A 26107-nucleotide genomic window follows, 5' to 3' on the forward strand; every position below is an offset into this window, starting at 1 on the left:
TCTTCATGGCAGAGCCAGGACCGACCCGAATCCATGAAACCCATCTCGAAATTCACTATCAGTATACCCCTGGGGGGTATAGTGGGCCACATGAGCAGCATCCTGGTCCTTATAGCAGCCCTGGCCATCACGGCAGGCATCATCTGGTACTTCTTCGCGCCCAGAAAGGCCACCCAGGCCAAGGATGAGGGCGGCATCCAGACCGTCCACATCACAGTCAAGGGCGGATACAGCCCCCAGCTGATCCAGGTTCAGGCCGGGCGACCGGTCAAGCTGGTCTTCGACCGCCAGGAGAGCGGGGAATGCTCCTCGCACGTGGTCTTCAACGATTTCAACATCGACAAGACCCTGCCCGCCTTCCAAACCTCGACTGTCCAGCTGACCCCACCCAAGGCCGGCGACTACCCCTTCGCCTGTGGGATGAACATGCTTCACGGGATGCTCCGGGCCACCGATGGACCGACGACCGTCAGTGCCGAGGCACAATCCGAACAAGCACGAAGCAGCCAGTCGCAAGACGAGCATTCACCACAGACCGAATCCGCCAAGCCCGCTCAAGCCAATGGCGGCAGCGACCAGGACGAGGCGGATCAGGAGCGTACGGCAGAAATCCGCGATCTGACCAGGCGATTCATCGTAGCCCTGGTCTTCACGCTCCCGGTCTTCATTCCGGCCATGTTCGGCATGTTCCTGCCCATGCCCCACATTCTGATGAACCCCTGGGTCCAGCTGGGCCTGATACTGCCAGTGATGTTCTATTCGGGCTGGCCCATCCACCGCACCGGATGGCTGGCGCTGGCACACCGGACACCGGAGATGAACTCCCTGGTTGCCCTGGGCACTGCCACGGCCTTCCTGTACTCACTGGTGGTCACTGTGGCCCCGCAACTTCTGCCTGAGGGAAGCCGCGAACCCTACTACGAGGCCGTGGGCACCATAATCACGCTGATGATCCTCGGCCAGATCCTGGAGGCACGGGCCCGGCGCGGCACTGGTGATGCCATCCGCGCCCTTGTCGGACTGAGGCCCAAGACAGCCACCGTGGTAAGGACCGACCAGGACGGCAGGGAGGCCACCCAGGAGATCGCCGTCGATGATGTGGCCGTCGGAGACGTGATTCAGGTCCATCCGGGCGAGAAGCTGCCGGTGGATGGTCAGGTCATTTCGGGATCATCCTCTGTGGACGAATCCATGGTGACCGGCGAGCCCATGCCCGTGCTCAAGCAGGAGGGCGATTCCCTCGTCGGAGCCACCGTCAACAGCACAGGTTCTCTGCGCTACAGGGCCACCCAGGTAGGGCAGGACACGGTTCTGGCCCAAATCATCCGGCTGGTCAAGACGGCTCAGACCTCCAAGGCACCCATCCAGAAGCTGGCCGACCGAATATCGTCCATCTTCATCCCCGGGGTAATTCTTGTGGCGCTCTGGACCTTCGTGGCCTGGTGGGCCTTCGGCCCCATGCCACGCGGAGTATATGGAATCGTGGCGGCGGTCTCCGTCCTAGTCATCGCCTGCCCCTGTGCCCTGGGCTTGGCCACTCCGCTATCCGTGACGATCGGCACCGGACGCGGCGCCCGTGCCGGAGTGCTCTACCGATCGGCGGAAGCCTTGCAGGGAGCGCATGACATCGATACCATCGTCCTCGACAAGACCGGCACCATCACCCAGGGCAGGCCTGAACTGGCTGATGCCCTGAGCGTGCAGGGAATGGATGAGGACCTGCTAATAAGAGCGGCCGCGAGCGCCGAGAGCGATTCAGAACACCCCCTGGCCCAGGCCATCGTCCAGGCTGCCAAGGGCCGCAATCTAAAGCTGGTCCCGGTCAAGGACTTCGATTCGGTCACCGGGGCAGGCATCGATGCAACCTTCCCCTCCGGATCCTTCGAAGGATGCAAGGGCACCTCGCATGTCCTTGTCGGCAACCGCAAGCTGCTCGAGGACAAGGGAATCGAGCTGGAAAGCGAAACGTCAGACCAGGCAGGCGCGCAATCCCTCTTCGACACCGCCCGCGGCTGGGAGGGCCAGGGCCGTACGACCATCTTCGTGGCCATCGACGGCGAGCTTGCCGGAGTCCTGGCCGTGACCGACCAGGTCAAGTCCGGCTCCAAGCAGGCCATCCACGACATGAACGAGCGCGGCATCCAGACCATCATGCTGACTGGCGACAACCAGGGCACTGCCGAACAGGTCGGGGGGCAGGTGGGTGTCACCCGGGTGGTTGCGCAGATCCACCCTGAAGACAAGGCGAGCATCGTCAAGGCCCTTCAGGCTCAGGGGCACAAGGTGGCCATGATCGGCGACGGCATCAACGACGCCCCGGCCCTGGCCCAGGCCGACCTGGGCATGGCCATCGGCACCGGTACGGACGTGGCCATCGAATCCGCCGACGTGACCCTGGTCTCGGGCGACCTGAACGCGGCCGTCAAGGCCATTGACCTCTCTGCTGCGACCATGCGCAACATTCACCAGAACCTCTGGTTCGCCTTCGGATACAACGGGCTGGGCATCCCCATCGCCGCCGGGGTGCTCTACCCCTTCATCGGCCTCCTGCTCAACCCTATGATCGCCGGGGCGGCCATGGCATTCTCCTCCCTGTCGGTGGTGCTCAACGCCAACAGGTTGCGGCACACGCCTCTAAAAGCCAGGCCGGTCAAGGAGGTCGAGCCAATCGACATGGATGCCCTGACCAGGGACCTCAGTATTTCCACACACCAAGAACACAACCAAGAGAAAGGAAACGAGATGGGACTCTTCCATCATCATGACGACATGCAGCAGGATCAGGCAGCAGCAGAGAAGGTCACCGACCCGGTCTGCGGCATGTCCATCGACCCCGACACAGCTGCAGCCAAGCGCGACTACCAGGGCAAGACCTACTACTTCTGCTCGCAGAACTGCGTCGATACCTTCGACGCCGATCCGCAGAAGGTGCTCAACAAGTAGGATCGTACGTTTGGCATCTGATCAGCGGTCGTCAGCGAGCTGCCAAGGCTGGTCGAAAAAGTCGAAGATGCGTTCCAAGTAAGGCCTCAGGACCTTGTCCGGCATTTGGTAGAGCTCGTGCATGCTGTCCGGGATGCGCACCAGCTTAGCCTGGCAGCCGCCCTGCTGGACCTGGTCGACAAAACGGTTCTGGGGCATCGGCAGCACAAACCGGTCGGGCTGGGCCTGGAAAAGCAGCAGAGGGGTCTCCACTCGGCTGCACCGGTTGGGGCGCAGTATGGCCCGGCTCATCTCCAGACTCTCCCTGACCCAGCCGAAGGTGGCGGCACTGGTCTGGTAGTGCAGTTCCTGGGCCCGCAACTTATGGGCCCAGGCCACCCGCGCCTGGCTGCCATTGGGGTACTTGCCCATGTCCAGCTCGGGGCGGAATGGCCCAAACCCCGGAACCATGCTGCGCGAGCGGCCCATCATGCAGGCGGCGTTTGTTGCCGTCCAGGCCACCGAAGGCATGAACCCGGTCCGCGGAGCAATCATGGGTGATGACAGGACCGCCTTGTCGATGAGGGAGGGGAAGGTTTCCAGCATCCGCGCAGCCACGCCGCCGCCCATGGAATGGGCATAGAGCACCATGGGCTCGTCTTGGGCATACTGCTGGCCCACCTGGGAGCAGAAGGCGGCCAGATCCGCCACATACCGCTGCCAATGATCCACCCAGATCAGGCTGGGATCGTTCACACCACGGCCAGAGAAACCATGCCCCCAATGCTCGGGAACGCAGACGGAGTACCCCTGCATCAGGAAGTACCAGGCCATCTCCTGGTACTTGTCGGCGAATTCCGAAAAACCGAAGGAGATGATCGCGGCCCCGCGCACACGAGCTGAGCCGGACTCCACCGCACCCTTGCGGAACAGCGTCCTGTCATAGCAAACGTAATGCAGAAGTCGGGAGGGGTCCACGCCGCTGAGATGGGCCTTGTCCAGGAGGGTTCCCCCGTCCTCGCCGCCGTCATGGGAGATCATCCATCCGTCACTGCGACAGGAGGCCAGGTCAGGAAGGACACGATCCTTCATGATTTGGTCGTAGCGGCGTTCCTCAACCAGTTGGACGCTCATGCTCTCACCCTATACCACCTTCTGCCGGACTCGCCCTACATGAGCCGGGTGCTCTCAAGGTTTCTGACGATCCAGTCATTGAAGCGGATGACGGGCTTGCGCAGGACCAGCCCCAGCAGCAACGAGGGCACCAGGAAGAGGGCCAGGGTGGCCATCTCCCGCCAGAACTCCATGCCGTAGGCTCCGGCAACGGCCGACTGCATGGCTCCTATAGCATGGACGAAGGGCAGGAAGGGGTAAACCCCCTGGAAGAAGCCAGGCAGGGTCTCCATGGGGAAGGTGCCGCCCGAGCCAGCCACCTGCATGACTAGGAGGATAACGGCAATAGCCTTGCCGATGTCCCCGAAGGAGACGACCAGGGTATAGATCAGATTCATGAAGACGAATGAGGCGAAGACCGCCACCAGCACGAACATCAGCGGATGGACGCACTGGACCTTCAGGTAGAAGAGGTCTCCTAGAGCGATCAGGCAGCCCTGGAGGATGGCCATCAGGGCGAAGACCGCGAATCTGCCGAAGTACTCCTGGTAGAGCTGAAGGCCGAAGCGGCGGGCGTTGCCTGGCGACTCGGGGCGGAAGTCTCCCCAGGAGCGGCGGCCTTCGGAATCCTCATCCAGGTCATCGGCCCTCTTCCATGCATCCTGCAGGGAGTCCAGGTGCAGGACAGAGGCTTTCTTCTTGTCTGACAGAGCCACTTTCATCATGGCCGCCAGAATGGTGGCACCCACCCAAATGGAGAGGATGGTGTAGAAGGGGGTCATAGCCGACCCGTAGTTCATGACTGGGAAGACCGCATGCCGATGGATGCCTACCGGTGAGGACAGAAGGGCGGCCATGGTTTCGGAATCCCCGCTCAGCAGAGTCTTGACCTCCTGCGTATCTTTGCCCTGCGAAGCCTGGGTCAGATGTCCCCCTAGGTCGGTCAGCCGCTTGGAGGCCTGCTCCAGGCGCTGGGAGATCTCACCCAGCTGGTCCTTGGCTTGGCTGATATCCCTGGTCATAGGGCCCGTCAGCCCAGAGGCGCCCTTGACGGTTCCATCCAGACCCGTCAGCAGCCGATCGGTCGAGGTGACCACGGTGTCCATGGATGAAGCCAAGTCGTCCAGGCGAGGCTTCAGGTCATTGCGGTACTGGGTGCGGACCTGATCCACCGAGGCACGGGCCTGAGCGATCCTGTTCTTCAGATCCTGACGCTGACCGCCCAGCTTGTCCTTGCCCTCCTTGGCTGCCTGGGAAGCCTGGCTGATCCGGTCGGCCAGGTCACGTTGGGCCGCCTGGGCTGTGCGCATTCCGGCCTGGGCCTGATCGATGGCGGTCAGCAGGGCCTGGCGCTGGTCAGCTGTCAGATTGGCATCGGATTCCACAGTGCTGCGCAGATCCTCCAGGCTGGCGATCATCCCGTCGTAGTCGGCCGCCGAGTCTCTGATCCGCTCGCTCAGATAGTTCAGCTGGCTGCTGACAGCATCGCTCTGCTGGCCCACCTTGTCGAAAGCGTCATCGATCTTAGAGCCGATGGTGTCATAGGCACCCGAGGCCTGGTCAAGGGCAACGTCGACCGCCTGGGCCGACCCGGAGAGGGACTTGCCCAGATCCTTGGACCCCTTGGTTCCCTGGTTCAGGGCCTTCCTGGCATCGGCCATGGCGGAGTCAGACCGACCCAGAATCCTGCCGGTGGCGTCGATCATCTTTCCGGAGGAATCCAGAAGGCCCGCATAGGCATTCACCTGACTGGAGGCAGTGGTCAGCCGCTGTGACATCTGATCGATGTGGCCGGTCGCCCTGGCCAGATAATCCTGGACCTGGGGGCTCTGGGAGTAAGTGAAAACCTGGCTGGCCAGGTCGATCCCCACCTGGCCCACGGTCTTGACGAAGGTCTTGTCGATGGTTGTGGCCACAGTGTCGGCCCCCTGCTCAGTGACATGGGGGGCGATGGCGTTTTTCTTTTCGTTCAGGTAGTACTCAAGGCTGGCATGCTTCACGTCCTGCGAGAAGAGGGTCATCATGTCCGCGCTGAAATCCTTGGGAATGACGATGGCAGCATAGTACTCGCCTGAGCGCACCCCCTCCAGGGCCTGGTCGCGGTTGACGAACCTCCAATCCAGCTGGTCGTTTGCCCGCAAGGTGCTGGTGACCGTCTCCCCCACGTTGATCCTGACCGGAATCAGGTCGGATTTGTACCCCTTGTCGGTGTTGGCCACGGCCACCTTGATGGCCTTGGTATTCTTGTAGGGGTCCCAGCTGGCGGCGATGTTGAACCAGGCATAGAGGGCCGGGACAATAATCAGGCCCATCAGGACGATGATGGCGATGACGTTGCTGGTGGCATCGGCCAGGTCCTTGCGCAGGATCCTCCAGATGTTCCTCATCGGCGATCACCATCCTCGGGAGCGTCCTCCTCATCGCGGCTCATGACTGATTCGCGCACGGCCGTGGTCAGCCTGGTCATGGCCGAGGGACCCTGCCGACGCGGGCGAATCAGGGTGAGGAAGTCCATGCCGGGACGCTCGGTCAGGCCCAGCTGCCGAACATAGCTGTCGCAGATGTACTCGACGATGATCAAGTAGGCGTCTATCAGGACGATGGAAGCGATGCAGGCGATCAGCATGACGATCTTGGCTTCGGTGCTGAACAACAGGATGAGGAAGAGCACTGGCAGCAGAACCAGGACCAGACCACCCCGGATCAGCGTTGGATAGAGGGTCAGGAAGCGATGCGCACGCCGCCTTATGACGGCGCGGTAGTCGCCCTCGCCCAGGATGGAGCGGGCCAGGCTGCCCAGGCTCAGACGGCGGTCGGCTGAATGGTTCTGCTCGGTCAGCATCAGGTCAGTGGCACCAAGCCGCCGGTCGAAGAGGGCATTCAGGTTGAGCAGGTACCGCCGCACCACCAGTCCGATCAGGAGGGCCACCGGCAGGTACCAGAAGATGTGGAGCATGTCCTGCCAATAGTGGTTGCCGTACATGCCGCCGATGGTCTCACGCATGGCGTTGATTCCGTAGGTGAAGGGCAGCCACGGGTTCAGATTGCGGAAGAAGTCGGGCATCATCTCAATCGGGTACATGCCCGAGGACCCAGGTATCTGCAGGATGACCAGAACCACAGCCAAGGCCTTGCCGATGTGCCTGAAAGAGGCGGCCAGGGCATAGATGATATTGATGTAGACGAAGGAGGCAAAGACCCCGGCCAGGACGAACAGGGCGGGTTGGCGGCACTGGATGCCCAGCATCAGGTCGCCCACTGTAGCGATCAGCGCCTGGAAGAAGCCGACGAAGACCAGCAGAAGCCAACGACCCAGGTAAGCCTGGGTGGCGGTGCATTTGCGGATGCCCTCCTTGTCGACCTCCAGCTTGTAGATGGCTATCAGGATGAACCCACCCACCCAGAGAGCCAGATTGGTATAGAAGGGCGCCACGGATGACCCGTAGTTGCTGACCGGATAGACCGTGTGCGAGGCCAGCTCCACCGGCGAGGCCATGGCCTTTCCGAAGGATTCCGGGCTCAACCCCAGGGTCTGGGTCATCCGGTTCCAAGCAGCCGAGGACCCAAGGGCTGCCACATCGGTCCGAACCCCCTCCAGGTCGGACCTGACCGAGGCCAGGGAGGCCCTGGTGGTGGACAGGGTCGACTGGGCCTGACCGATGGTGGAATCCAGTTGATCCAGCAGGGCATCGGTTTGGACGGCCGTGGTGGCCAGGTTGCTCAGGGCACCTTGGAGAGAGCCGTTGGAGGCATTGAGGGCATCCAGCCCGGTAAGGAGGTTGGGCATGGTGGTCCCAGCCAGGCTCTGGCTGGCCGCAGCCAGAGCCTTGATGCCTGTGCCGCCGGTGTCGGTCATGGCCGAGCTCAGGTCTGATGCGGCCCGCCTGCCCGAGTCCAGAGCCGTCGAGGAGTTCTTCTTGAAGGCATCAAGGGATGACTTCTGCTTCTGGTTGGTCTTTTTCAGATCGTCAATCTGCCGCTGGATGCTCTCATAGGCCGGATCCCCAGAATGTAGCCCGGACTGGTCTAGACCCGACTGGAGCCGGTCCACAGCCTCCCCATTGGCATCGACCAGCTGACCCAAGCCGGAATTGACCCGGTCCACCTTGTCCTGGGTGGCGTTCAGGTCGGCGGTGATCCCGCCTGCCACTGTATTCACATCCGTGACCGCGCTGGACAGCCGCACTGACCCGTCCGCCAGAGCCTGGTTCAGGGCAGAAGAGAACCGAAGACTGTCGTCGCGGGTCTTGGCCATGCTGCTCTGAGCTCTGTTCAGAGTGGCCTGGGTGGCCGATATCTGACTCTGCAGGTCCTTGATGTCGCTTCTGGAGCCGGCCACGGTCTGCCGGGCCTGGCCCATGGTGGAACCGATCCGGTCAAGCTGGCCGTCCGTCCGATCCAGCTGGTCGATAATTTCCCCCAGGTCGCCCACCACCTGGCTGCGGCTCTGCTCGGCCGCGCCCTGGGCATCGCCGACGGTCTGCAGGACCTTCCCGGCCAAGGCGTCGCTGACGGCCGAGACGAAGACCGCGTTGATCTCCTGGTCGATGGTGGAGGCGCCGGTGTCGGTCACCTTGGGAGCGATGGCGTTTTTCTTCTCATTGACGTAATAGTTCAGAGCGGGCCTGTTCCCGGCCCCCTCGACGATGCCGACCAGGTCGGCGCTGAACCGTTCAGGAATGATGATGGCCGCGTAGCACTGGCCCGAGTGGACCTCTTCGATGGCCCTTTCATCATCATCCATGAACTTCCAGCCCAGGCTTTTATTGCCGCGCAGCTCCTGGATGACCGATCTGCCGGCGTTGATCCTGCCCGTCTCTGCCGATTGCGCTCCCCGATCTATGCTGACGACGGCCACGGGAAGGTTCCTGACATTGCTATAGGGGTCCCAGAGGGCCATGATATTGAACCAGGCATAGAGGGACGGGAGCACGGCCACGCCGATGGTCACCACCAGGGCCACGGGGTTGCGCAGTATCCGCCAGAGATCTCGCCTGAAGATGGCCAACACGGTCTTCACCGCCAGGAACCTCCTTCTTGTCTGTCCAGGGGATCACGGCACTGGCCTACTCCACTCGGATCGGCTGCATCCTCCCGGGACCTACGTCCGGCCTGAGTATAGCCACCCTTCCTTACTGGCCCAGACCAGTCAGCTGATTGTGAATGCCCATGCAAGGCCGGACCGTCAGAGCAGCAAGGGCTTCTGACGACGGTTTATGCCTTGGCCACGAACAGACGCGAGACCGCCATCGACAGGGCCACAGCCAGGCCCATGGGCATGAAGGCCATGACCGGCAGGCGGCAGACCTCCATGAGCATAGCCATGGCCATGAGCGGAGCCTGCTGGGAGGCGGCCAGCAGGGAGGCGGCGCCGATCACGGCACACTGCCAGACCGGCAGGCCGGGCACAAGGCAAGCCAGCGGCAGGCCCAAAACAGCGCCCATGGCGGATCCCAGGGCTATGGATGGCGTCAGAGTGCCGCCGAAAGCCCCAGCACGGATGGTTGCTGTGGTCAGCAGAGCCTTGGCCAGCGCAAAGAGGGCCAAGAGGGCAAGTGACCGAGCCAGCTGGAGCCCTGAGAACCCGACGGACAGCAGCTGATCCATGCCCATCTGGGCCAGAGCCCGGCCGTTGCCCATGACCTGGGGGACAGCCAGAGCGACCAGCCCGGTCAACAGAGCTACCCCCGTCAGCTGCCAGATGGCGGCAGGGCCAGTAGTTCTATGGGACTCTGCCCAGGATGTCATCCAGCGGAATCCGGCCCCCAGCAGCCCCATGACTGGTCCGATCAAGAGGACCACTGCCATAAGCCATGGCCGGAAGGGATCGGAGCCGACCTTATAGTAAGGGGTAAAACCCTTGATAGATCCGCCGACCAGGGTAGCCAAGGCCGACATAGCCAGATTGACCGTCACCACTTCGGTATCCACCCGCCGCAGCAGCACCTCGATGCCGAAGAAGGCCCCAGTCAGAGGCGCAATGTAAATGCCGGCGAACCCTGCACCTGCCGCCGAAGCCACAAGCAGCGCAGCGTCCTGATCACGCAGCCCCAGCCGTCGTCCCAGCCTGGTCCAGAGACCGCCCAGAAGAGCCCCCGCCTCGCGAGGGGCCACCTCCCTGCCTATGGAGCCGCCAGCAGCCACAAAGAAGATCTGGGTAAGCACATGAACCACGGTCCGGCCCGGGGGCATGGATGCACCCTTGACGGCCTGATCGACCGAGGGAACCAGCCTGGTCCTCGTCCGCAGCCAGGCCCAGACCAGACCGGCCATCAGCCCGGCCAAGGTCACCGAGGCCAGCCTTCTGATCGGCGGAACCACCTCAGCCGTGGGAGCCCCTGGGGTCTCAGCGAAACCCAGCAGGCCGACCTGAGACAGCTCAAAGAACCTTGCCAGCAGGCCCGAGGAAAGCCCGACCAATAGACCTAGGCAGAGCACCGAGACCGCCAGACCCCAGCTACGAGGAAGCCGGAATCCGCGTTCGGGACCTGGATCCTGGTCAGGCTTTCGTTGGATATGCACAACTCCAATCTAGCGGAAGCAACCGCCAGCAGAGTGTTAGCCCAAGCAGCCTTTCCGTCAGTCCGTCTTGTTCATGAGGGCCTCCCGTAGGAAGTCCCGCTGCACAATAAGCAGGTTTTCGGCCACAGTCTCGTCGTTGGTCATGTGGGTGATGCCGGTCAGCGGCAGGACCGTATGAGGGCGACCGGCCGCCATGAGAGCGCTGGAGAGCCTCAGGGTGTTGGCCACGGAGACGTTGTCATCCGCGAACCCGTGTATCAGCATCAGCGGGCGGCGCAGCGAAGGCGCATCGTCGATAATGCCGTTGCGGCGGTAAACGGCCGGGTCCATCCCCAAATAGCGCTCGGTGTAATGGGTGTCGTAAAGGGTCCAGTCCGTGGGCGGGGCACCTGCACAGGCTGCATGGATCCGGTCGGGAGCCCGCAGAACCGATAGGGCCGACAGGAAGCCGCCATAGGACCAGCCGATCATGGCCACATGCCCCAGGTCGGCCTCGGGAGCGAAATCAGGCAGAGCCTTCAAAGCCTCAAGCTGGTCATCCAAAGTCACCTGGGCCATATCCTCGAAGATGGCCCGATCCCAGGCAGGCCCACGACCCGGCGTACCCCGGCCATCGACGGTCAGAACCAGGAAGCCTTGATCCGCCCACCACTGGGACTCCCAGTAGTAGGACTGATTGAAGACCACCTGCTGGGCGCCTGGACCGCCGTAAGGCTTGAGCAGGACGGGCAGGCTGTCGGCGCTGGCGTAGGGACTGGATTCAGACGGCCTGACGATGGCTGCGAACAGCTCGCGCTGGCCCATGCGTACGAAGTCCACGTTGGGGATGAATCCGGGATCACTGCTGACATCGGCCAGGACGGCGCACATGGCCCCCTGGCTATTGATATGGCCAGCATCCATGGCCCGGCGATCAGGACGATCATGGTGCTCCTGCCGACCGCCAACCCGGCCTGAGGCACTGGAGCCACCAGCGGATCTTACGCTGCCGTCAGAGCGGGCTTTGCTCACCAGGCCCAGCCCTTCGGCCCCCAGGCGGTCCAGATCTCCATCAGCACCCAGATAGCAGTGGCGCACCTGCCCATGCGCCGAGGCCATAGTCCGGCCGCTGACCACGATGCCATGACCGGCCCGAGAGGCGGACCACACTCCGGGCAGCCGGTTGAGCACATGGATCGAACCGTCATAGCTCAGGCGCATCAGGTCGAAGCTGCGGGGATCAGTGGAAACCACCGCCAACACATCGCGATCCTCCACAGACAGCACCCGCCGAATCTGGCAGCCAGCCGGGGAGAATACCCTTCCATCCAAGCGCAGCCTCGTGGTGTCGGCTTCTACGTCAATGAAGGCGTCCACCAGCCCGCCCTGGGGCCGATAGGCCGGCAACCCGGGCACCAGGTCGATCCACTGGTCATTGCCATGCTCCTGCATCACCCTGGTAGCCACCTTGGGCGCTGCATCGGAATCAAGAAAGGTCATGTCCTGTCCCCGATCCAAACCCTGGCGATCATCCGGCACCTGTACCTCCAGGATCCTGTCCTCGGTCTGCCGACGGTTCTGAACCAGCAGCAGCGGCCGATGCCCTTCTTGCCAGCGGACCACAGCCAGGTATTCAAAGGCCTGATGATCCCAGTCCACCTCGCCCACCCAGGGATGGGCATCGTCCTGACCCAGGAGGACCAGGCTCAGCCCGACACGGGCATTGGACGTCAGAGCCTGGGGATACCGCCGGGCGCGCGGCCCGACCTGGGGGTTGGCCGGATCGCTGATGTACCAGATCGGCTCGTCGGAGGAATCCGTGTGCTCGACCAGCAAGGCTCGGGAGTCCGGCGACCACCAGAACCCCTGATAGCGATCCATCTCCTCGCCAGCCACGAACTCGGCCAGCCCCAACAGCATCCGGTCATCGGTGCCGGGACGCAGGGCCAGGACAGCCCGTTCACGGTCCTGTCCGGCATCCTGACCGATGGCGACCACCATCAGCTGGTCACCAGTCGTATAGGCCACCATGGTGCCGTCCGGGCTGATGACTGGATTGAGCACAGCCAAATCGCTGTGTTCCAAGCTCAGGGCCCGCGTAGAGGCAGTGAGACCATCTGGGGCGATCAACGAGAGCCAGAGTCGGTCACCAAGGGCAAAGACCACCCGATCCCCGGCAGCATCCACGCTGTAGTCGACAATGCCCTCGCCGCCTTCTCGCGAACGCTCCCTCCGAGCCAGCTCGGCAGCCGGCACATGTTCCATGTCTGCATCCTCCAGCAGAGCCCTGGGGTCGGCCAGGAGCACCTCATGATGACGGCCCTCCTGATCAAAGACAGACAGCCAGAGCCCGGTCACCAGATCCTCAGGCCCGTCCGAGCGCAGAAAGACGGCACGTGAGCCATCCCCCACCGCCGAGACCGACCGTGGCGCGCCCAAGGTGAACCGCAGGGTCCGGGCCTTGACCCGCGGATATGCCTCCATTGCCCGATCCACCTCTTCGGTCATGCTCGCTCCTCGAATATCTCTGACATGATCACCATGATCTTGCGTCTGCCACGATGATAAGCGCCTAGGTGCCAAAGGGGAATTCGATCAGCCCCAACCGCAATGCGTCATCTTGGCCAGCAGCAGACGTCAATCGTTCTACATGGGAAATTTGTATCACGAATAAGGCGTACCGCCGGACTACGACCAGCCGATGGGCACTCCCTGCGATAAAATAATATCGCTTTATCGCCAATGACTGGCCGATAATCCCTGCTTCCCAGGGGATAGGGGTGTCAAGGTAGGACACCATGACTGCACATGGGGAGCAATCCACAATAGAGAAAATAGAGGTAACCAATGAACATGATGGTTCGTTTTAAACGCGCATGCGCGGTGCTCGCTGCCGGCGCCACCCTGGCCGGCGGCCTGGCATTGCTGCCTACCGTGGCCCAGGCTGTGGAGGGCAACAAGGGGGCCGAGGCCAAGTCCGCCCCCTACAAGATCACCTTCGTCGGCGATCCAGAGGACCAAACAGGCGCTAACGGGATCCCTGTAGAGACCGACAATCAGGGCATACTGGATAAAAGCAAGATCCCCACTAACATACCAGTACCTGATTCCATGCAGGATTCGCAGTCGCCCGACAAGCCTTGGACTGTCGTCGGCTGGACCTATGTAGCGACGAGTTCTGACACAGTCGACTTCACGAAGCCCTTTACGGCGGACACCATTGTCTTCGCAAAATGGGACCAAGCTAATGCAGTCACTTTCGTCGCTCAGGACCCGACCAACCTCGACCACGAACCTGCCACGCAGACGCTGTATACTGGCGAGGGCCACAAGCTGGCGGCACAGCCCAGTGCCCCGCCCAGCTACCCCGGCTACACTTTCGAAGGATGGTTCGGTGCTGACAGCAACGCAGCCTTCAACCCTGATGCCGTCTTCTCTGAAGATGCCACTTTCGTAGCCAAGTACACCAAGGCGGCTGCTCCTGCTCAGCCTGCTGAGACCAACCCGGCCGACAATGCCAAGGAGCCTGCCAAGGCCGGCGACAAGACCGCCGACAAAGCAACTGGCAAGGCCGCCGCCAAGGATCCGGCCGGAAAGGCCGCCAGGAGCGACACCGCTCTGGCCAAGACCGGCGCTGATGCTATGGCCCCTCTGGCCATTGCCGCTGGCCTCTGCCTGAGCGCCGGCATCACCCTGGGTCTGCGCCGCAAGCTGTCTCTGTGAGTCGACAGGCTTCGGCCTGACCCATGACGATCGAAGGTCAAAGGCCCCTGGCCCATTGTGGCCACGGGCCTTATCCATGCCTGGCAATCGCGTTCGTTCGAACCTGTTCATTGAAGAAATTGCAAGCATCCGACCGCCCATTACCCCCTTTCAGCAGTGTCACGTACTATGAAAGGGTTATATGGAAAGGGATGACTATGAGCGTTCTCGATCGTTTCGAGAAGAGCGTGGAAGGCGCCGTTAACGGTGTCTTTTCGAAGTTCGGCTCCAAGGACCTACAGCCCGTCGACCTGTCGAGCGCCCTCGAGCGTGAGATAGACTCACAGGCCATGCCCGTCGGTCGCGACCGCACTGTGGCGCCCAACGAGTATCGGTTCAGACTATCCACCCCAGACTTCGACCGCATTGAGCAGTGGGGTTCGGAGGCTTTGGCCAACGAGTTGGCAGACAACCTGACCAAGTATGCCGAAAGCCAGCACTATGCCTTCGTCGGTCCGGTTGTAGTCATCTTCGAGGAGGACCTTAACCTGAACAAGGGCGACTTCCACCTATCTGCCGAGTCAGTCCAGGGCAACGCGGCACCCGTCACCACCCCCGAAGAGTCCAAGGATTGCCCGGTTCTGGAGATCAACGGCCGCCAGTACCTGCTGACCGCCCCCGTCACTACCATCGGCCGTGGATCCTCCTGTGATATCGTCATCGACGACGCAGGCATTTCGCGCCGACACCTGCAGATCGAGATCACCGACAAGGGCGTGGTAGCCCGCGATCTGGGGTCCACCAACGGCACCTATGTAGAGGGACATCAGGTTCCCGCAGCCACTCTGCTGGACGGCAATACCATCACCATCGGCCGTACCCGCATCCTCTACTGGGCATCGTCGCAGGAACAGGATTCGTAAATCGCCCAGACCTTGAAGTAAGGTCGAACCATTATGCTGACTGAACTGACATTCGCCATCCTCAAATACGGGTTCCTGGCTCTGCTATGGGTATTCGTCTGGCTGGCCATCCGTTCACTCCGCAAAGACATCGAAACTTTTAGCCCCAAAACTTCGTACACTCGTCGACGTAGCGAACGCGCAGCCCAGCGCAAGTTGCCGGCAGCCACCGGACCCGTGCCCAACGCCCCGGTCAGCAAGCCTGAACCTGCAAGCGACGGGCCCTCCCTGCTGGTGGTTATCGACGGACCCCTGGCCGGCTCCTCTACGCCGCTGTCCGGACGACCCATAACCCTGGGCCGCTCCTCCTCGAACACCCTGGTGCTGGACGACGAGTTCGTCTCCGGCCATCATGCGCGGGTCTACCAGGATCCTGCATCGGGCCGATGGGCCATTGAGGATCTTGGGTCCACCAACGGCACCGTCGTCTCGGGGCAGAAAATAACGGCGCCGACAATCCTACCGGCGGAGGTTCCCGTACGCATCGGAGCCACCACCTTCGAGTTGAGGTAGCCGCCCATGACCAGGAACGATGCGAACCAAAAGCTGTTCCTCTACTCCACGGCGGTTTCAGACGTGGGGTACGTGCGCAGCAACAACCAGGATTCGGCCTTTGCCGGCGAGCGCCTGGTAGCCATGTGCGACGGCATGGGCGGTCATGCGGGGGGGGACACGGCATCGACCATAGCCATCCGATCCCTGGCCCACATCGAACGCGACGACAGGAAGCAGGACGTGCAATCCCTGGCCCGGATGATGGAGACCTCGGTCATCGCGGCTCATGACGCCATCGTGGGCAAGGCCAAGCACGAACACCGCCTGTCAGGCATGGGCACAACGGTAACGGCCCTGGCTCTGGCCGACGACTCCTGGGTGCTGGCCCATATCGGGGACTCCCGAGGCTACCTCCTGCGGGAGGGCAAGCTGATCCGGATGACTCAGGACCACTCCTACGTGCAGCACCTGATCGACACCGGCCGCATCTCCCCGGCTGAAGCCCGCAACCACCCTCAGCGCAACGTAGTCATGCGGGTTCTGGGTGACTTCGACATCGACCCTCGCCCGGACATCTCCATCTCCAAGGCCCTGCCTGCAGACCGCTGGATGATCTGCTCGGATGGTCTCTGCGGCGTTTTGGAGGACTCGACCATCGCCGAGGTGCTGTCCTCGGTCTCGGACCAGGCGGAGTGCGCCCAGCAGCTAGTCACCTTCGCCCTGAAAGCCGGCAGCACCGACAACGTAACCGTGGTCATCGCCGATGCCACGCTGGCCCTGGATGCCGATGCCTTCGATCTGCCCCATCAGACCCCTCTGGTCGGTGGTGCAGCCAGCTCCAACCTGGAGGCTCTGGCCGACATTCTGGATGAGCCCGTGACGGCCGCACCGCGCCTGCGTGACGAGTCCCGGGAATCGCCCGCCAAGCGGGCCGCCGATCTGACCCAAGACCGGGATTCCGGCAAGCAGGAGGGCGAGGATAGCGATAGCCACACCGCCCAGCCCTCGGCTGCCCGCGAAGAGAGCGGCGAACGGCAAGTGCCCGACACCAGCGAGATCCCCGTCGTCCACAAGGAGGACGGTTCGGACTCAGCCGATCCCTACGACCCAGACGTGGCCGACGCCATCCACAAGGAGCATTTGGAACAGCGCAGGCGCCAGCGTTCCCGGCATCGGCGGATTCGGCTGATCCTGGCTGGCATCATCACCCTGGTAATCCTTGCACTGGCCGGAGGCACGACGGCTGCCTACCGTTGGAGCCAGGAACAGTATTACCTGGGCGCGGACCAGGGCCGCGTAGTCATCTACCAGGGCGTGCCCACTAAAGCCTTCGCCCTCTCGCTGTCCCACCCGGTGCAGACCACAGACATCTCCGTTAAGGGGCTTCCCCAATCCTGGCGCGACCAATTGGAAGAGGGCATCACCGTCTCCAGCATGGATGATGCCCAAGAGCACGCCCGTCTTATCCGCAAGGAGGCCGGCGACCTCAAACGCGAGCGCGCCAAGGAGGGCAAGAACGAGTCTGACCAGACAGCGGCCTCCCCGTCAACCTCGCCCTCACCGTCGAAAACCGACCAGAGCAGGCGGCAGTAGTCATGATCACCACGCGTCTGCGCCGCATAGGCCTTCTGCTTTTCTCCTTGCTGGTGGGGTTCATCGGCTTCTTCCAGATGTTCGCCCGAGCTGCAGGCCGCTTCCCCGGGGACTACGCCGCCCTGCTGGCAGTCACTGCCGCCCTCTTCATTGCCCTCTGGGTCCTGTTGGAGATTTTCCAGCCTTATGGCAGCCAGGCCATCCTGCCCAGCATCGTCATCCTGAGCTCCCTAGGCATCACTCTGATCATCCGCATAGATCTGCGCAACGCTCGGATCGGCCAGCCCACACGAGTGGGCTTCACCCAGCTTATCTGGCTGTGTCTGGCTTTGGTCCTGTGCGGCCTGCTGGTGGTGCTGCTTCGGGATTACAGGCTGCTGCGACGCTTCTCCTATGTGAGCATGGTGGCGGGCCTGGTCCTGCTCCTGTCGCCCATGCTGCCCGGCATCGGCCGCGAAATCGGCGGCGCCCGCATCTGGATCGGCGTAGGGTCGCACACCCTGCAACCCGGCGAATTCGCCAAGCTCTTCCTGGCCTTCTTCTTTGCTGCCTATCTGTTCGACCACCGAGACCAGCTGGCTGTGGGCGGCAAGAAGGTCCTAGGCATGCGGATGCCTCGAATCAAGGACCTGGGCCCCATCATTATCGTCTGGCTTATTTCGCTGGCCGTCCTGGTCATCCAGCATGATCTGGGCACCTCGCTGATGTACTTCGCCATGTTCGTCTCCATGCTCTACGTGGCCACGGGCCGCACCAGCTGGATCGCCATCGGCGCCGTCTTCTTCGTCATCGGGGCGGTGGCCGCCTCCATGGTCTTCGCCCACGTAGGCGCCCGCGTGGATGCCTGGCTGCACCCCTTCAGCGATGCTGAGTTCGGCAAGACCTTCGGCGGGTCAGGCCAACTGGTACGCGGCATCTTCGGCCTGGCTGCCGGCGGGCTGACCGGCACCGGCCTGGGCCAGGGACGCCCCTGGATCACCCCTCTGGCCAACTCCGACTTCATCTTTACGTCAGTGGGCGAAGAGCTGGGGCTGAGCGGCCTGCTGGTGGTTCTGGCCCTCTACCTGGTTATCGTGGCTTCAGGCATGATCACGGCCATGAAGATCAAGGACGGCTTCGGCAAGCTCCTAGCCTCCGGTCTGGTCTTCACCATGGCCTTCCAGGTCTTCACCGTGGTGGGCGGCATCACCCTGGTCATCCCCCTGACCGGCCTGACCATGCCCTATATGGCGGCGGGCGGCTCCAGTCTGGTGGCCAACTGCATCCTGGCCGTCCTGCTGATCATCATTTCCAACGCGGCCAACAAGCCTGCGCCGGAGGTCAGCTCGGACACCTTCAAGTACGAGGCCCTGGCCGTCCTGCGCCAGCAGGAGACCAGCAAGCGCAGCGGACAGGACGACTCGGACTCTGATTCTGACTCCGACGACCAAGAAGTCCATGGTCGTCATGCCGAACCGGGCGAGCCGACTGATCGGGATGAGGAGACCGACCTGCCAGCCACCGGCCGCATCCCAGTCCGCCAGGTGCGAGGAGGCGGACAGTGAACAAGGCCCTGCGTCAACTCTTCAACGCCGTCATCGTCCTCTTCGTCATCCTAGGGCTTTCCAGCTCCATCATCATGGTGATCAAGGCTGGGAGCCTTAACTCGGACCCTCGCAATCTGCGCGCCCTCTACCATGAGTACGCAGCACCTAGGGGGGCCATCCTGACCTCGGACGGCGCCGTCATGGCCCAGTCCGATCCCATCAACGACTCCTTCCAATACCAGCGGCATTACAACAATGGTGCCGCCTACTCGCCCATCACCGGTTACTACTCCATCACCAGCCCGGCAGACCGGGGAATAGAGGCCTCGCGCGACCGTCTGCTGAGCGGCCAGTCAGACAGTCTGTGGATGGATCGGCTCAAGTCCCTCTTCACCGGAACCCAGAACAAGGGTGCCTCCATTGAGACCTCCATCAATCCCAAGATGCAAGAAGCCGCCTACGACATGCTGGGCAACCTGTCCGGGTCGGTGGTGGCTATCGAACCCTCCACCGGCCGCGTGCTGACCTTGGTCAGCACGCCAAGCTATAACCCCGACGACCTAACCGCCCACGACAGCGGCGATGCCTCCCAGGCCTATCAGAAACTGGCATCCCGTTCCGACAACCCCATGCTCAACCGGGCCACCTCGCAGCTGTATCCTCCAGGATCCACCTTCAAGGTGGTCGTGGCCGCGGCCGCCCTGGAGTCCGGCCAGTACCACATCGACAGCCAGTTGCCGGCCGGGGCCTCATACACCCTGCCGGGCACCAACTACAACCTGACCAACGCCACAGCCACGGGGAACGGGGTCAACGGCAGGATCAGCATGGAGAACGCGCTGGCATACTCCTCCAACACCGCCTTCGCTCAGTTGGGTGTCAGTCTGGGGAATAAAACGCTTGCCGAGCAAGCCCGCAAGTTCGGTTACGGTTCCACCATCACCTTGGACGGGACCAACTCCACAGGCCGGCCCATGAAGGCCGTGGCCTCCAAGTTTCCCGAGGACCAGTCCCAGGATCGGCTGGCCTTGGCATCCATCGGCCAGGGGGACACCTTGTCCACCCCCTTGCAGGCAGCCATGACGGCCGCTGCCGTGGCCAACGGCGGCAAGCTCATGCAGCCGACCCTGGTGGACCGGGTGCGTTCCAGCGACCTGAGCGTCATCAGCGAAACCACGCCCTCGGTCTACTCGCAGGCCTTCTCCTCGGACACCGCCAAGGCCCTGACCACCATGATGGAAGCAGTGACCACCAAGAGCTACCCCAATCTGGCCATCCCCGGCATGCAGGTGGCTGCCAAGTCCGGCACAGCCCAGATCGGCGCTGGCAATGCGGCAAATGACGGGTGGATGATAGGATTCGCCCCGGCCGACAGTCCCAAGGTGGCCGTTGCCGTCGTGGTGCACGGCATCTCCTCCTATGGAATGGAGATCGCCGAGCCGATCATGAAACGCGTCATGCAGGAGGCTGCCAAGTGAAACTGGTGCAGGGACAGCTCATCCACAGGCGGTACCGCCTGGACCGCCGCCTGGCCCAGGGGGGCATGGGCGAGGTCTGGAAGGGCTATGACATCGAACTGGGCCGCGTGGTGGCCATCAAGGCCCTGCGCGAGGACCTGACCAACGAGGAGTCCAAGCTTCTTCGGCTTCGGGCCGAGGCCCACAATTCCGCCAACCTGGCCCACCCCAACATCGCCGCCCTCTTCGAGTACTACGAGCACGATGGCATCGGATTCCTGATCATGGAATACGTGCCCAGCCAATCCCTGGCCGACATCTACCGAGACCGGGGCACCCTGGGCCCCATCGAGCTGCTGCCCATCCTGATCCAGACGGCCCGAGGGCTCTACGTGGCTCACTCCCACGGTGTCATTCACCGGGATGTCAAACCGGCCAACATCATGGTCTCCGACACCGGCGAGGTCAAGATCACCGACTTCGGCGTCTCCTACTCCACCAACCAGGGGCAGATCACCCAGGACGGCATGGTGGTAGGCACGGCCCAGTACATCTCGCCCGAGCAGGCCCAGGGTCTCCAGGCCACGCCCCAGTCAGACATCTACTCCCTGGGCGTGGTGGCCTACGAGGGGCTCTGTGGGCACCGGCCCTTCACCGGCGCCACCCCGGTGGACATCGCCGCAGCACACGTCAACGACCCGGTGCCGCCGCTGCCCGACTCAGTGGACAACCAACTCATGAACTTCGTCATGTCCATGCTGGCCAAGGACCCGCGAGACCGCCCGGCGAATGCCTTGGTGGTCTCGCACACGCTGGCCAGGATCGAGCAACGGCTGCTGGACCAGCAGCTGGGCGAGACGGAGGTCATCAATCCACGCGCACCCATGCCTCGACGCATTATGAGCAGGCCGCACGCGGTAAAAGACATCTTCAGGCCCTTCTGGGGGCACTATGGAGAAGGAAGCGCACAGCGCGGCCTTGAAGCGACGAACGGAGGGGATACCCTATGAGCATCACACTGCCGCCGTCCCTAGCGGACGGACGATACCGTCTGGGACAGCTGATCGGACGCGGTGGCATGGCCGAGGTTCACAAGGCTGTGGACACACGTTTGGGAAGGACCGTCGCGGTCAAGATCATGCGATCCGATCTGGCCAACGACGAGGTCTTCCTATCGCGGTTCCGGCGGGAAGCCCACTCGGTCGCCCTGCTCAACAACCCCAACATCGTCTCCATCTACGACTCGGGCGAGGAGATACTGACCGACGACCAGGGCAACCATGAGCGGGTGCCCTACCTGGTCATGGAATACGTCAAGGGCCAGACCCTGCGGTCCATCCTCAAGGAGAACGGCGCCCTGAGCCAGCGCGACAGCGAGCAGGTCATGCTGGGTATGCTCAGCGCCCTGGACTACTCCCACCATATGGGCGTCATCCACCGGGACATCAAACCCGGCAACATCATGATTTCGGAGCAGGGCATCGTCAAGGTCATGGACTTCGGCATCGCCCGGGCCATGGACGACTCTGCCGCCACGATGACCCAGTCCCAGGGCGTGGTGGGCACGGCCCAGTACCTGAGCCCCGAACAGGCCCGCGGCGAGAGCGTGGACATGCGCTCCGATCTCTATTCGGCCGGCTGCGTCCTCTACGAGATGCTGACCGGACGGCCGCCCTTCAACGGGGATTCGGCCGTGGCCATCGCCTACCAGCACGTCACCGAGGTGGCCACCCCGCCCAGCAGCATCGTGCCCGGCCTGCCGAAGATGTGGGATTCCATCTGCGCCAAGGCCATGGCCAAGGACCGGCAGAACCGGTATGCCAAGGCCTCCGCCTTCAAGAGCGACATCCTGGCCTTCATGAACGGCGGAACCCCGGTGGCTGCCGCCTTCAACCCGCTGACCGACCTGGCCAACGTCAAGGCCCGCAAGGATGCCGAGCAGGGGGCCGAAACGGCCACCATGCCGCTGACCGAAGAGAAGACGGCCGCCACCCAGGCCTTCAACCCCGTCCAGGATTCGCTCAACCCTGCTGCCACCGGCGTAGCCACAGCTGAGCGCACAGCCGCCAAGACGGCCCAGCAGAAGGCCAAAAAGCGCAAGAAGATCATCATCGGCGCCGTCCTGGGAGCCCTGCTTCTGGTAGCCGCTGGACTGGGTCTCTGGACGGTCGTGAACCGGAACCATCATCAGATGGCCGAGGTGCCTACCATCAACGCGCAGATGTCACGGATCCTCGCCCGCGAGAAGGTCACCGCCGCAGGCTTCCACTATCAGGAGAAGGAGGACCACGACTCGGCCGAGCCCAAGGGGACCTTCACCAAGCAAAGCCCCAAGGGCGGAAGCATGGCTCCCAGAGGCTCCACAGTGACCGTCTGGTTCTCCTCCGGGCCTAAGGACACAGCCATTCCCGACGTCAAGGGCATGAACCAGCAGGAGGCCCGCAGAACCCTGGAGAAAGCCGGATTCAAGGTCTCTCCAGCAGCCTCGGTGGAAGACAGCCAGGACGTGCCCAAGGACCATGTGACCCGCACGGATCCCGCCGCAGGCCAGAGCGTGGCCAAGGGAACCAGCATCCTGATCTACATCTCCTCGGGCATGACCAAGGTGCCTGATCTGTCTGGCAAGAGCAAGGACGACGCGACCAAGACCCTGCAGAGTCTGCACTTCAACATCACCATCCGCGAGCAGGCATCCAACAGCGTGGCGAAGGATATGGTCATCAGCACCGATCCGGCTGCCGGATCCTCCGTCCAGCAGGGAACCATGATCACGGTCACCGTCAGCAACGGCATGCAGTTGGGCAACTATATCGGTATGACTCTGGGCGAGGCCAAGCGCACCCTGGGCCAGGGGGTCAATATCAAGGTCAATGGCCCCAACAACGACAACGCCGAGGTCACCGGCCAGGATCCTGCCGCTGGCTCCTCCTTCGACAAGTCCAAGGACACCATCACCCTGACCACAGCCATCCGCATCCCGCCCTTCTCACAGGGCGAGACCTTGGGCAGCTACCGGCAGAAGCTGACCAACAGCGGTGTCAGCGCCGACAGGGTCACCTCCATCGGCAAGGACACGGACAAGGTGACCGCTGTAAACCCAGCGGCAGGAAGCAGGGTGGACGACAACACACCCATCACGGTGACCACCATCAGCTCCACCAACTGACCTGATATGGCCCCGGCGGGCACAGTCCTGCCGTCGGGGCCATATGTTGGGTCATATAAGGCCAGGCAGCATGAGTACGAGGTGAATATAGCGGCGCCTTCCAGACCATGGCCACCGTGGTGTCTTAGATAAACCAGGGTAATCACTTCCGGCAGTCGGCAAGATATGACATCAATAAGCGGCGGGGCCGCAGGATCACATTGGATCCTGCGGCCCCGCCGCTCTTCCTATGCCGCCTAGGTCAGAAGGTGGAGTAGTTGGACATCTGTCTGAGCATGGGCACGTTGCTGGCCAACCATGGGAAGCCCCATTCCATCAGGGCGCAAACCAGAGTCAGCAGAAGCAGAATCAGCAGAAGCCATCGAATCGGGGCTATGCCGGACTGGTGCCGCAGCAGCCAGCCGTAGAGGCTGATCATGGGCTGGGGCTTCTCGCCCTTGCGAATCTGCTTCAGCAAGGGGTACCGCCAGGCAGCCAGTGCCGCCAGGTAGATGATCAGATAGGCTGCTGCCAAAACCAGGAAGACCGGCTGCAGAGAACCCAGCCTGGCCATGATCGAGCCCTTGTCGTCGGCAAAGGCCACATTGCTGCCCCGGTCGCCCAGCAGTTCCTTGGGCACACCGTCTGACACCTTGGCCCAGTAGCCGAATTCGCCCCAGCTGATCCACCGATGGGTGGCCGTGGTGTATTTGGGCTCGCAGGTGGTCAGTGTGATCATGCGCCGATCAGGAGCGTCGTTGGGCGAATAAGGGTTGGGGGCGATGACGCTCACCTCTTCGGGCGAGACGATCTTGTAGCGGGTGTAGTGGTAGACGTACCAGTAATCCTTGGTGCGCAGAACGATGGCATCGCCCACTCGCAGCTCGTCTACATGGCCCAGCGGCTCACCATAGCCGGCACGGTGTCCGGCTATGGCCACGTTGCCCATCTCGCCCGGCATCTGCGTATTGGGGTAGTGCCCCAGTCCCGCGTAGGCCAGCTCTCGGGGCGACGTGCCCTGAACCACGTTGCGCTCCCAATGCTGTCCGAAACGAGGAATATAGGCCTGAGCCATCAGTTCACCCTCGGAGGCCTGCTTGGGCTGCACCGGCGGCGCCCCTTTCTGAGGCTTGGCCACCTTGCGGGTGTCGCCCGATCCCGGGTTGCTCCAGGAGGTCGAGGCCCGGGCCTGCAACTGCTGATGCTCGGACTGCACACCGGTCCACCAGAGCTGCCATACCACGTAGAGTGCGCAGATGACGGCCAGGGTAATCAGCAGCTCCCCTATGATTTCTGCAATGCCCACCAGCCAAGTTCGCCCTTTATCCGCCGGCTTATCGGCCGGCGTTTTGTCGTTCTCCGAGTCTTCTGTCGTCATTTACCGTGCCTTCTCATCTAGCGATGCGTACTGGAGTGGCTGCAGGACAGCCGTCGTCTCAGGGAATCTCAGATTGTCCGAAGACTCGACATTCCAACCCAGACCCACCGTGTTCACATACTCCTTGTAAACGCGGATGGATGGCGAAGCATTCAGGGACTTGGTCATCCGATCGACTGGTCCTATGGCTGAAATCTTATATGGCGGCGAGTACTTTCGGCCGTGCAACAGCAGCACATTGCCCACGCATCGAACGGCCGTGGTGGGCAGCACCCGCTGATCCTGGATTCGCATGGACTCGGCTCCCCCGGCCCAGAGTGCGTTGACCACGCTCTCCACATCCTGCTGGTGGATGACGTAATCGTTGATGTTGGCCGTCGACCCGTCGGACCCCACCTTCTGCTGCCAGAGCGAGGAATCGTTGAGGGTCACCGTCAGCCCCGGCCCCTGGACGGCCTTGAGCACCGTGCCCGAGCCGGGGTCCTCGCGGGACTGGTCCGAACTGCCCTTGTCATCGGTCAGGGTCTTCAGCGCGTTGATCTGCGAGCTCATGTCATTGATGTCCTTGCGCAGCTCGGCAGCCTTGTTCTGGCGCTCCTCCACCAGCCCGGCCGTATCCGAGGTGACCGTGACCGTCCTGTTGACGCGGATGTTGGTGGTCAGCATGTACCCCACCAAGGCGAGCACCACAGCCACGGACACTGTGCCGACCAGGGACCTGCGCGCACCGTGCCGTCCCGTCCGTCTGGTCATAGGCATACCCTCATCCTCGTCTGCGATAGTATTACGTTCGAGTCTAACCGCTACTATGGCTTAGTAGATCTACTGAAGGAGAATAACCTCATGGCAGAGCATCAACTCCATGATGACGAGGACCAGGCGGTGGACGAGGCCAAGACCGCTGACACTGGTGAGGATGCCGAGGACGAGGAGTACGGCCTGTCCATGGACAAGGTGGAGGCCGTGCTCAACCAGAGCGTTGACAAAAAGCATATGACCCCGCAGATGCGTCGCATCGTGCAGCGACAGGAGGAGAACACCCGCCGCGTGGAGGACACCATCAAGAGCACCAAGGCTAATCCACGCTGGTTCGTGCCTCTCTTCGTCACGCTGATGGTGGTGGGCCTGATCTGGATCGTGGTCTACTACATCGCCTCCACTCGGGGCAATGTCTTCCCCATCCCCGGCATCGGCAACTGGAACCTGGCCGTAGGCTTTGGCATTCTGCTGGTCGGCTTCCTCATGACCATGTGGTGGCACTGATCCATCTGCCACATTGTTCTTTAGGGACCCCACAACCGCTCAGGCACGGC

17 protein-coding genes are annotated in these 26107 nt (G+C 62.5%); 10 read left to right on the forward strand and 7 right to left on the reverse strand.

What is annotated here, in order from left to right; translation table 11 throughout:
* The first annotated feature begins 90 nt into the window (after window positions 1-90).
* Window positions 91-2943 carry a heavy metal translocating P-type ATPase gene (locus tag J3T93_RS05660; RefSeq protein WP_267430882.1) on the forward strand — a complete coding sequence of 951 codons (2853 nt, stop codon included), beginning with the start codon at window positions 91-93 and terminating at the stop codon, window positions 2941-2943.
* A gap of 21 nt (window positions 2944-2964) precedes the next feature.
* Here the strand turns inward: J3T93_RS05660 and J3T93_RS05665 are convergent, their stop codons facing one another.
* The 5 genes from J3T93_RS05665 to J3T93_RS05685 all read right to left on the reverse strand — a co-directional run bounded on the left by J3T93_RS05665 (window position 2965) and on the right by J3T93_RS05685 (window position 13044).
* Window positions 2965-4056 (reverse strand): alpha/beta fold hydrolase, encoded by a 1092-nt coding sequence (locus J3T93_RS05665; RefSeq protein WP_220236632.1) that lies wholly within the window; start codon window positions 4054-4056, stop codon window positions 2965-2967.
* Window positions 4057-4091: 35 nt separating this feature from the next.
* Window positions 4092-6422 carry a YhgE/Pip domain-containing protein gene (locus tag J3T93_RS05670; RefSeq protein ID WP_267430883.1) on the reverse strand — a complete coding sequence of 777 codons (2331 nt, stop codon included), beginning with the start codon at window positions 6420-6422 and terminating at the stop codon, window positions 4092-4094.
* Window positions 6419-9055, reverse strand: coding sequence for a YhgE/Pip domain-containing protein (locus tag J3T93_RS05675; RefSeq protein ID WP_267430884.1), 2637 nt, complete (start codon window positions 9053-9055; stop codon window positions 6419-6421). Before J3T93_RS05675 ends, J3T93_RS05670 begins: the two co-directional genes overlap by 4 nt.
* Before the next feature lie 194 nt (window positions 9056-9249).
* Window positions 9250-10557 carry a chloride channel protein gene (locus tag J3T93_RS05680; RefSeq protein WP_267430885.1) on the reverse strand — a complete coding sequence of 436 codons (1308 nt, stop codon included), beginning with the start codon at window positions 10555-10557 and terminating at the stop codon, window positions 9250-9252.
* Between the two features lie 57 nt (window positions 10558-10614).
* Window positions 10615-13044, reverse strand: coding sequence for a S9 family peptidase (locus J3T93_RS05685; protein ID WP_267430886.1), 2430 nt, complete (start codon window positions 13042-13044; stop codon window positions 10615-10617).
* Window positions 13045-13389: 345 nt separating this feature from the next.
* Between J3T93_RS05685 and J3T93_RS05690 the strand changes: the two genes are divergently transcribed.
* The 8 genes from J3T93_RS05690 to pknB all read left to right on the forward strand — a co-directional run bounded on the left by J3T93_RS05690 (window position 13390) and on the right by pknB (window position 23437).
* The gene (locus J3T93_RS05690) at window positions 13390-14259 is read left to right on the forward strand and encodes an InlB B-repeat-containing protein (protein ID WP_267430887.1); all 870 of its coding nucleotides are present in this window, start codon (window positions 13390-13392) and stop codon (window positions 14257-14259) included.
* Between the two features lie 197 nt (window positions 14260-14456).
* The gene (locus J3T93_RS05695) at window positions 14457-15161 is read left to right on the forward strand and encodes an FhaA domain-containing protein (RefSeq protein ID WP_267430888.1); all 705 of its coding nucleotides are present in this window, start codon (window positions 14457-14459) and stop codon (window positions 15159-15161) included.
* 36 nt (window positions 15162-15197) lie between these two features.
* Window positions 15198-15713 (forward strand): FHA domain-containing protein, encoded by a 516-nt coding sequence (locus J3T93_RS05700; RefSeq protein WP_416378830.1) that lies wholly within the window; start codon window positions 15198-15200, stop codon window positions 15711-15713.
* A 6-nt stretch (window positions 15714-15719) separates the two neighbouring features.
* The gene (locus J3T93_RS05705; protein ID WP_267430890.1) at window positions 15720-17288 is read left to right on the forward strand and encodes a BofC C-terminal domain-containing protein; all 1569 of its coding nucleotides are present in this window, start codon (window positions 15720-15722) and stop codon (window positions 17286-17288) included.
* Window positions 17289-17290: 2 nt separating this feature from the next.
* Window positions 17291-18832, forward strand: a complete 1542-nt coding sequence (locus J3T93_RS05710; protein ID WP_267430892.1) for an FtsW/RodA/SpoVE family cell cycle protein — start codon at window positions 17291-17293, stop codon at window positions 18830-18832.
* Window positions 18829-20292 (forward strand): peptidoglycan D,D-transpeptidase FtsI family protein, encoded by a 1464-nt coding sequence (locus J3T93_RS05715; RefSeq protein WP_267430894.1) that lies wholly within the window; start codon window positions 18829-18831, stop codon window positions 20290-20292. Before J3T93_RS05710 ends, J3T93_RS05715 begins: the two co-directional genes overlap by 4 nt.
* Window positions 20289-21281, forward strand: coding sequence for a serine/threonine-protein kinase (locus J3T93_RS05720; protein ID WP_267401016.1), 993 nt, complete (start codon window positions 20289-20291; stop codon window positions 21279-21281). Before J3T93_RS05715 ends, J3T93_RS05720 begins: the two co-directional genes overlap by 4 nt.
* Window positions 21278-23437 (forward strand): Stk1 family PASTA domain-containing Ser/Thr kinase, encoded by a 2160-nt coding sequence (gene pknB / locus J3T93_RS05725; RefSeq protein WP_267430896.1) that lies wholly within the window; start codon window positions 21278-21280, stop codon window positions 23435-23437. The genes J3T93_RS05720 and pknB overlap by 4 nt, the downstream gene beginning before the upstream one ends.
* Window positions 23438-23678: 241 nt before the next feature.
* On the opposite strand, the gene J3T93_RS05730 is transcribed toward pknB, so the two are convergent.
* Together J3T93_RS05730 and J3T93_RS05735 are read right to left on the reverse strand one after the other, a co-directional pair.
* Window positions 23679-24794: a class E sortase gene (locus J3T93_RS05730; RefSeq protein ID WP_267401018.1), complete on the reverse strand. Its 1116-nt coding sequence runs from the start codon at window positions 24792-24794 to the stop codon at window positions 23679-23681.
* The gene (locus tag J3T93_RS05735; protein WP_267401019.1) at window positions 24795-25547 is read right to left on the reverse strand and encodes a DUF881 domain-containing protein; all 753 of its coding nucleotides are present in this window, start codon (window positions 25545-25547) and stop codon (window positions 24795-24797) included.
* 90 nt (window positions 25548-25637) lie between these two features.
* Between J3T93_RS05735 and crgA the strand changes: the two genes are divergently transcribed.
* Window positions 25638-26057, forward strand: a complete 420-nt coding sequence (gene crgA, locus J3T93_RS05740; protein WP_229133395.1) for a cell division protein CrgA — start codon at window positions 25638-25640, stop codon at window positions 26055-26057.
* The last annotated feature ends 50 nt before the right edge of the window (window positions 26058-26107 follow it).

The organism is Bifidobacterium sp. B4111 (assembly GCF_026537235.1).
Taxonomy (GTDB): Bacteria; Actinomycetota; Actinomycetes; order Actinomycetales; family Bifidobacteriaceae; genus Bombiscardovia.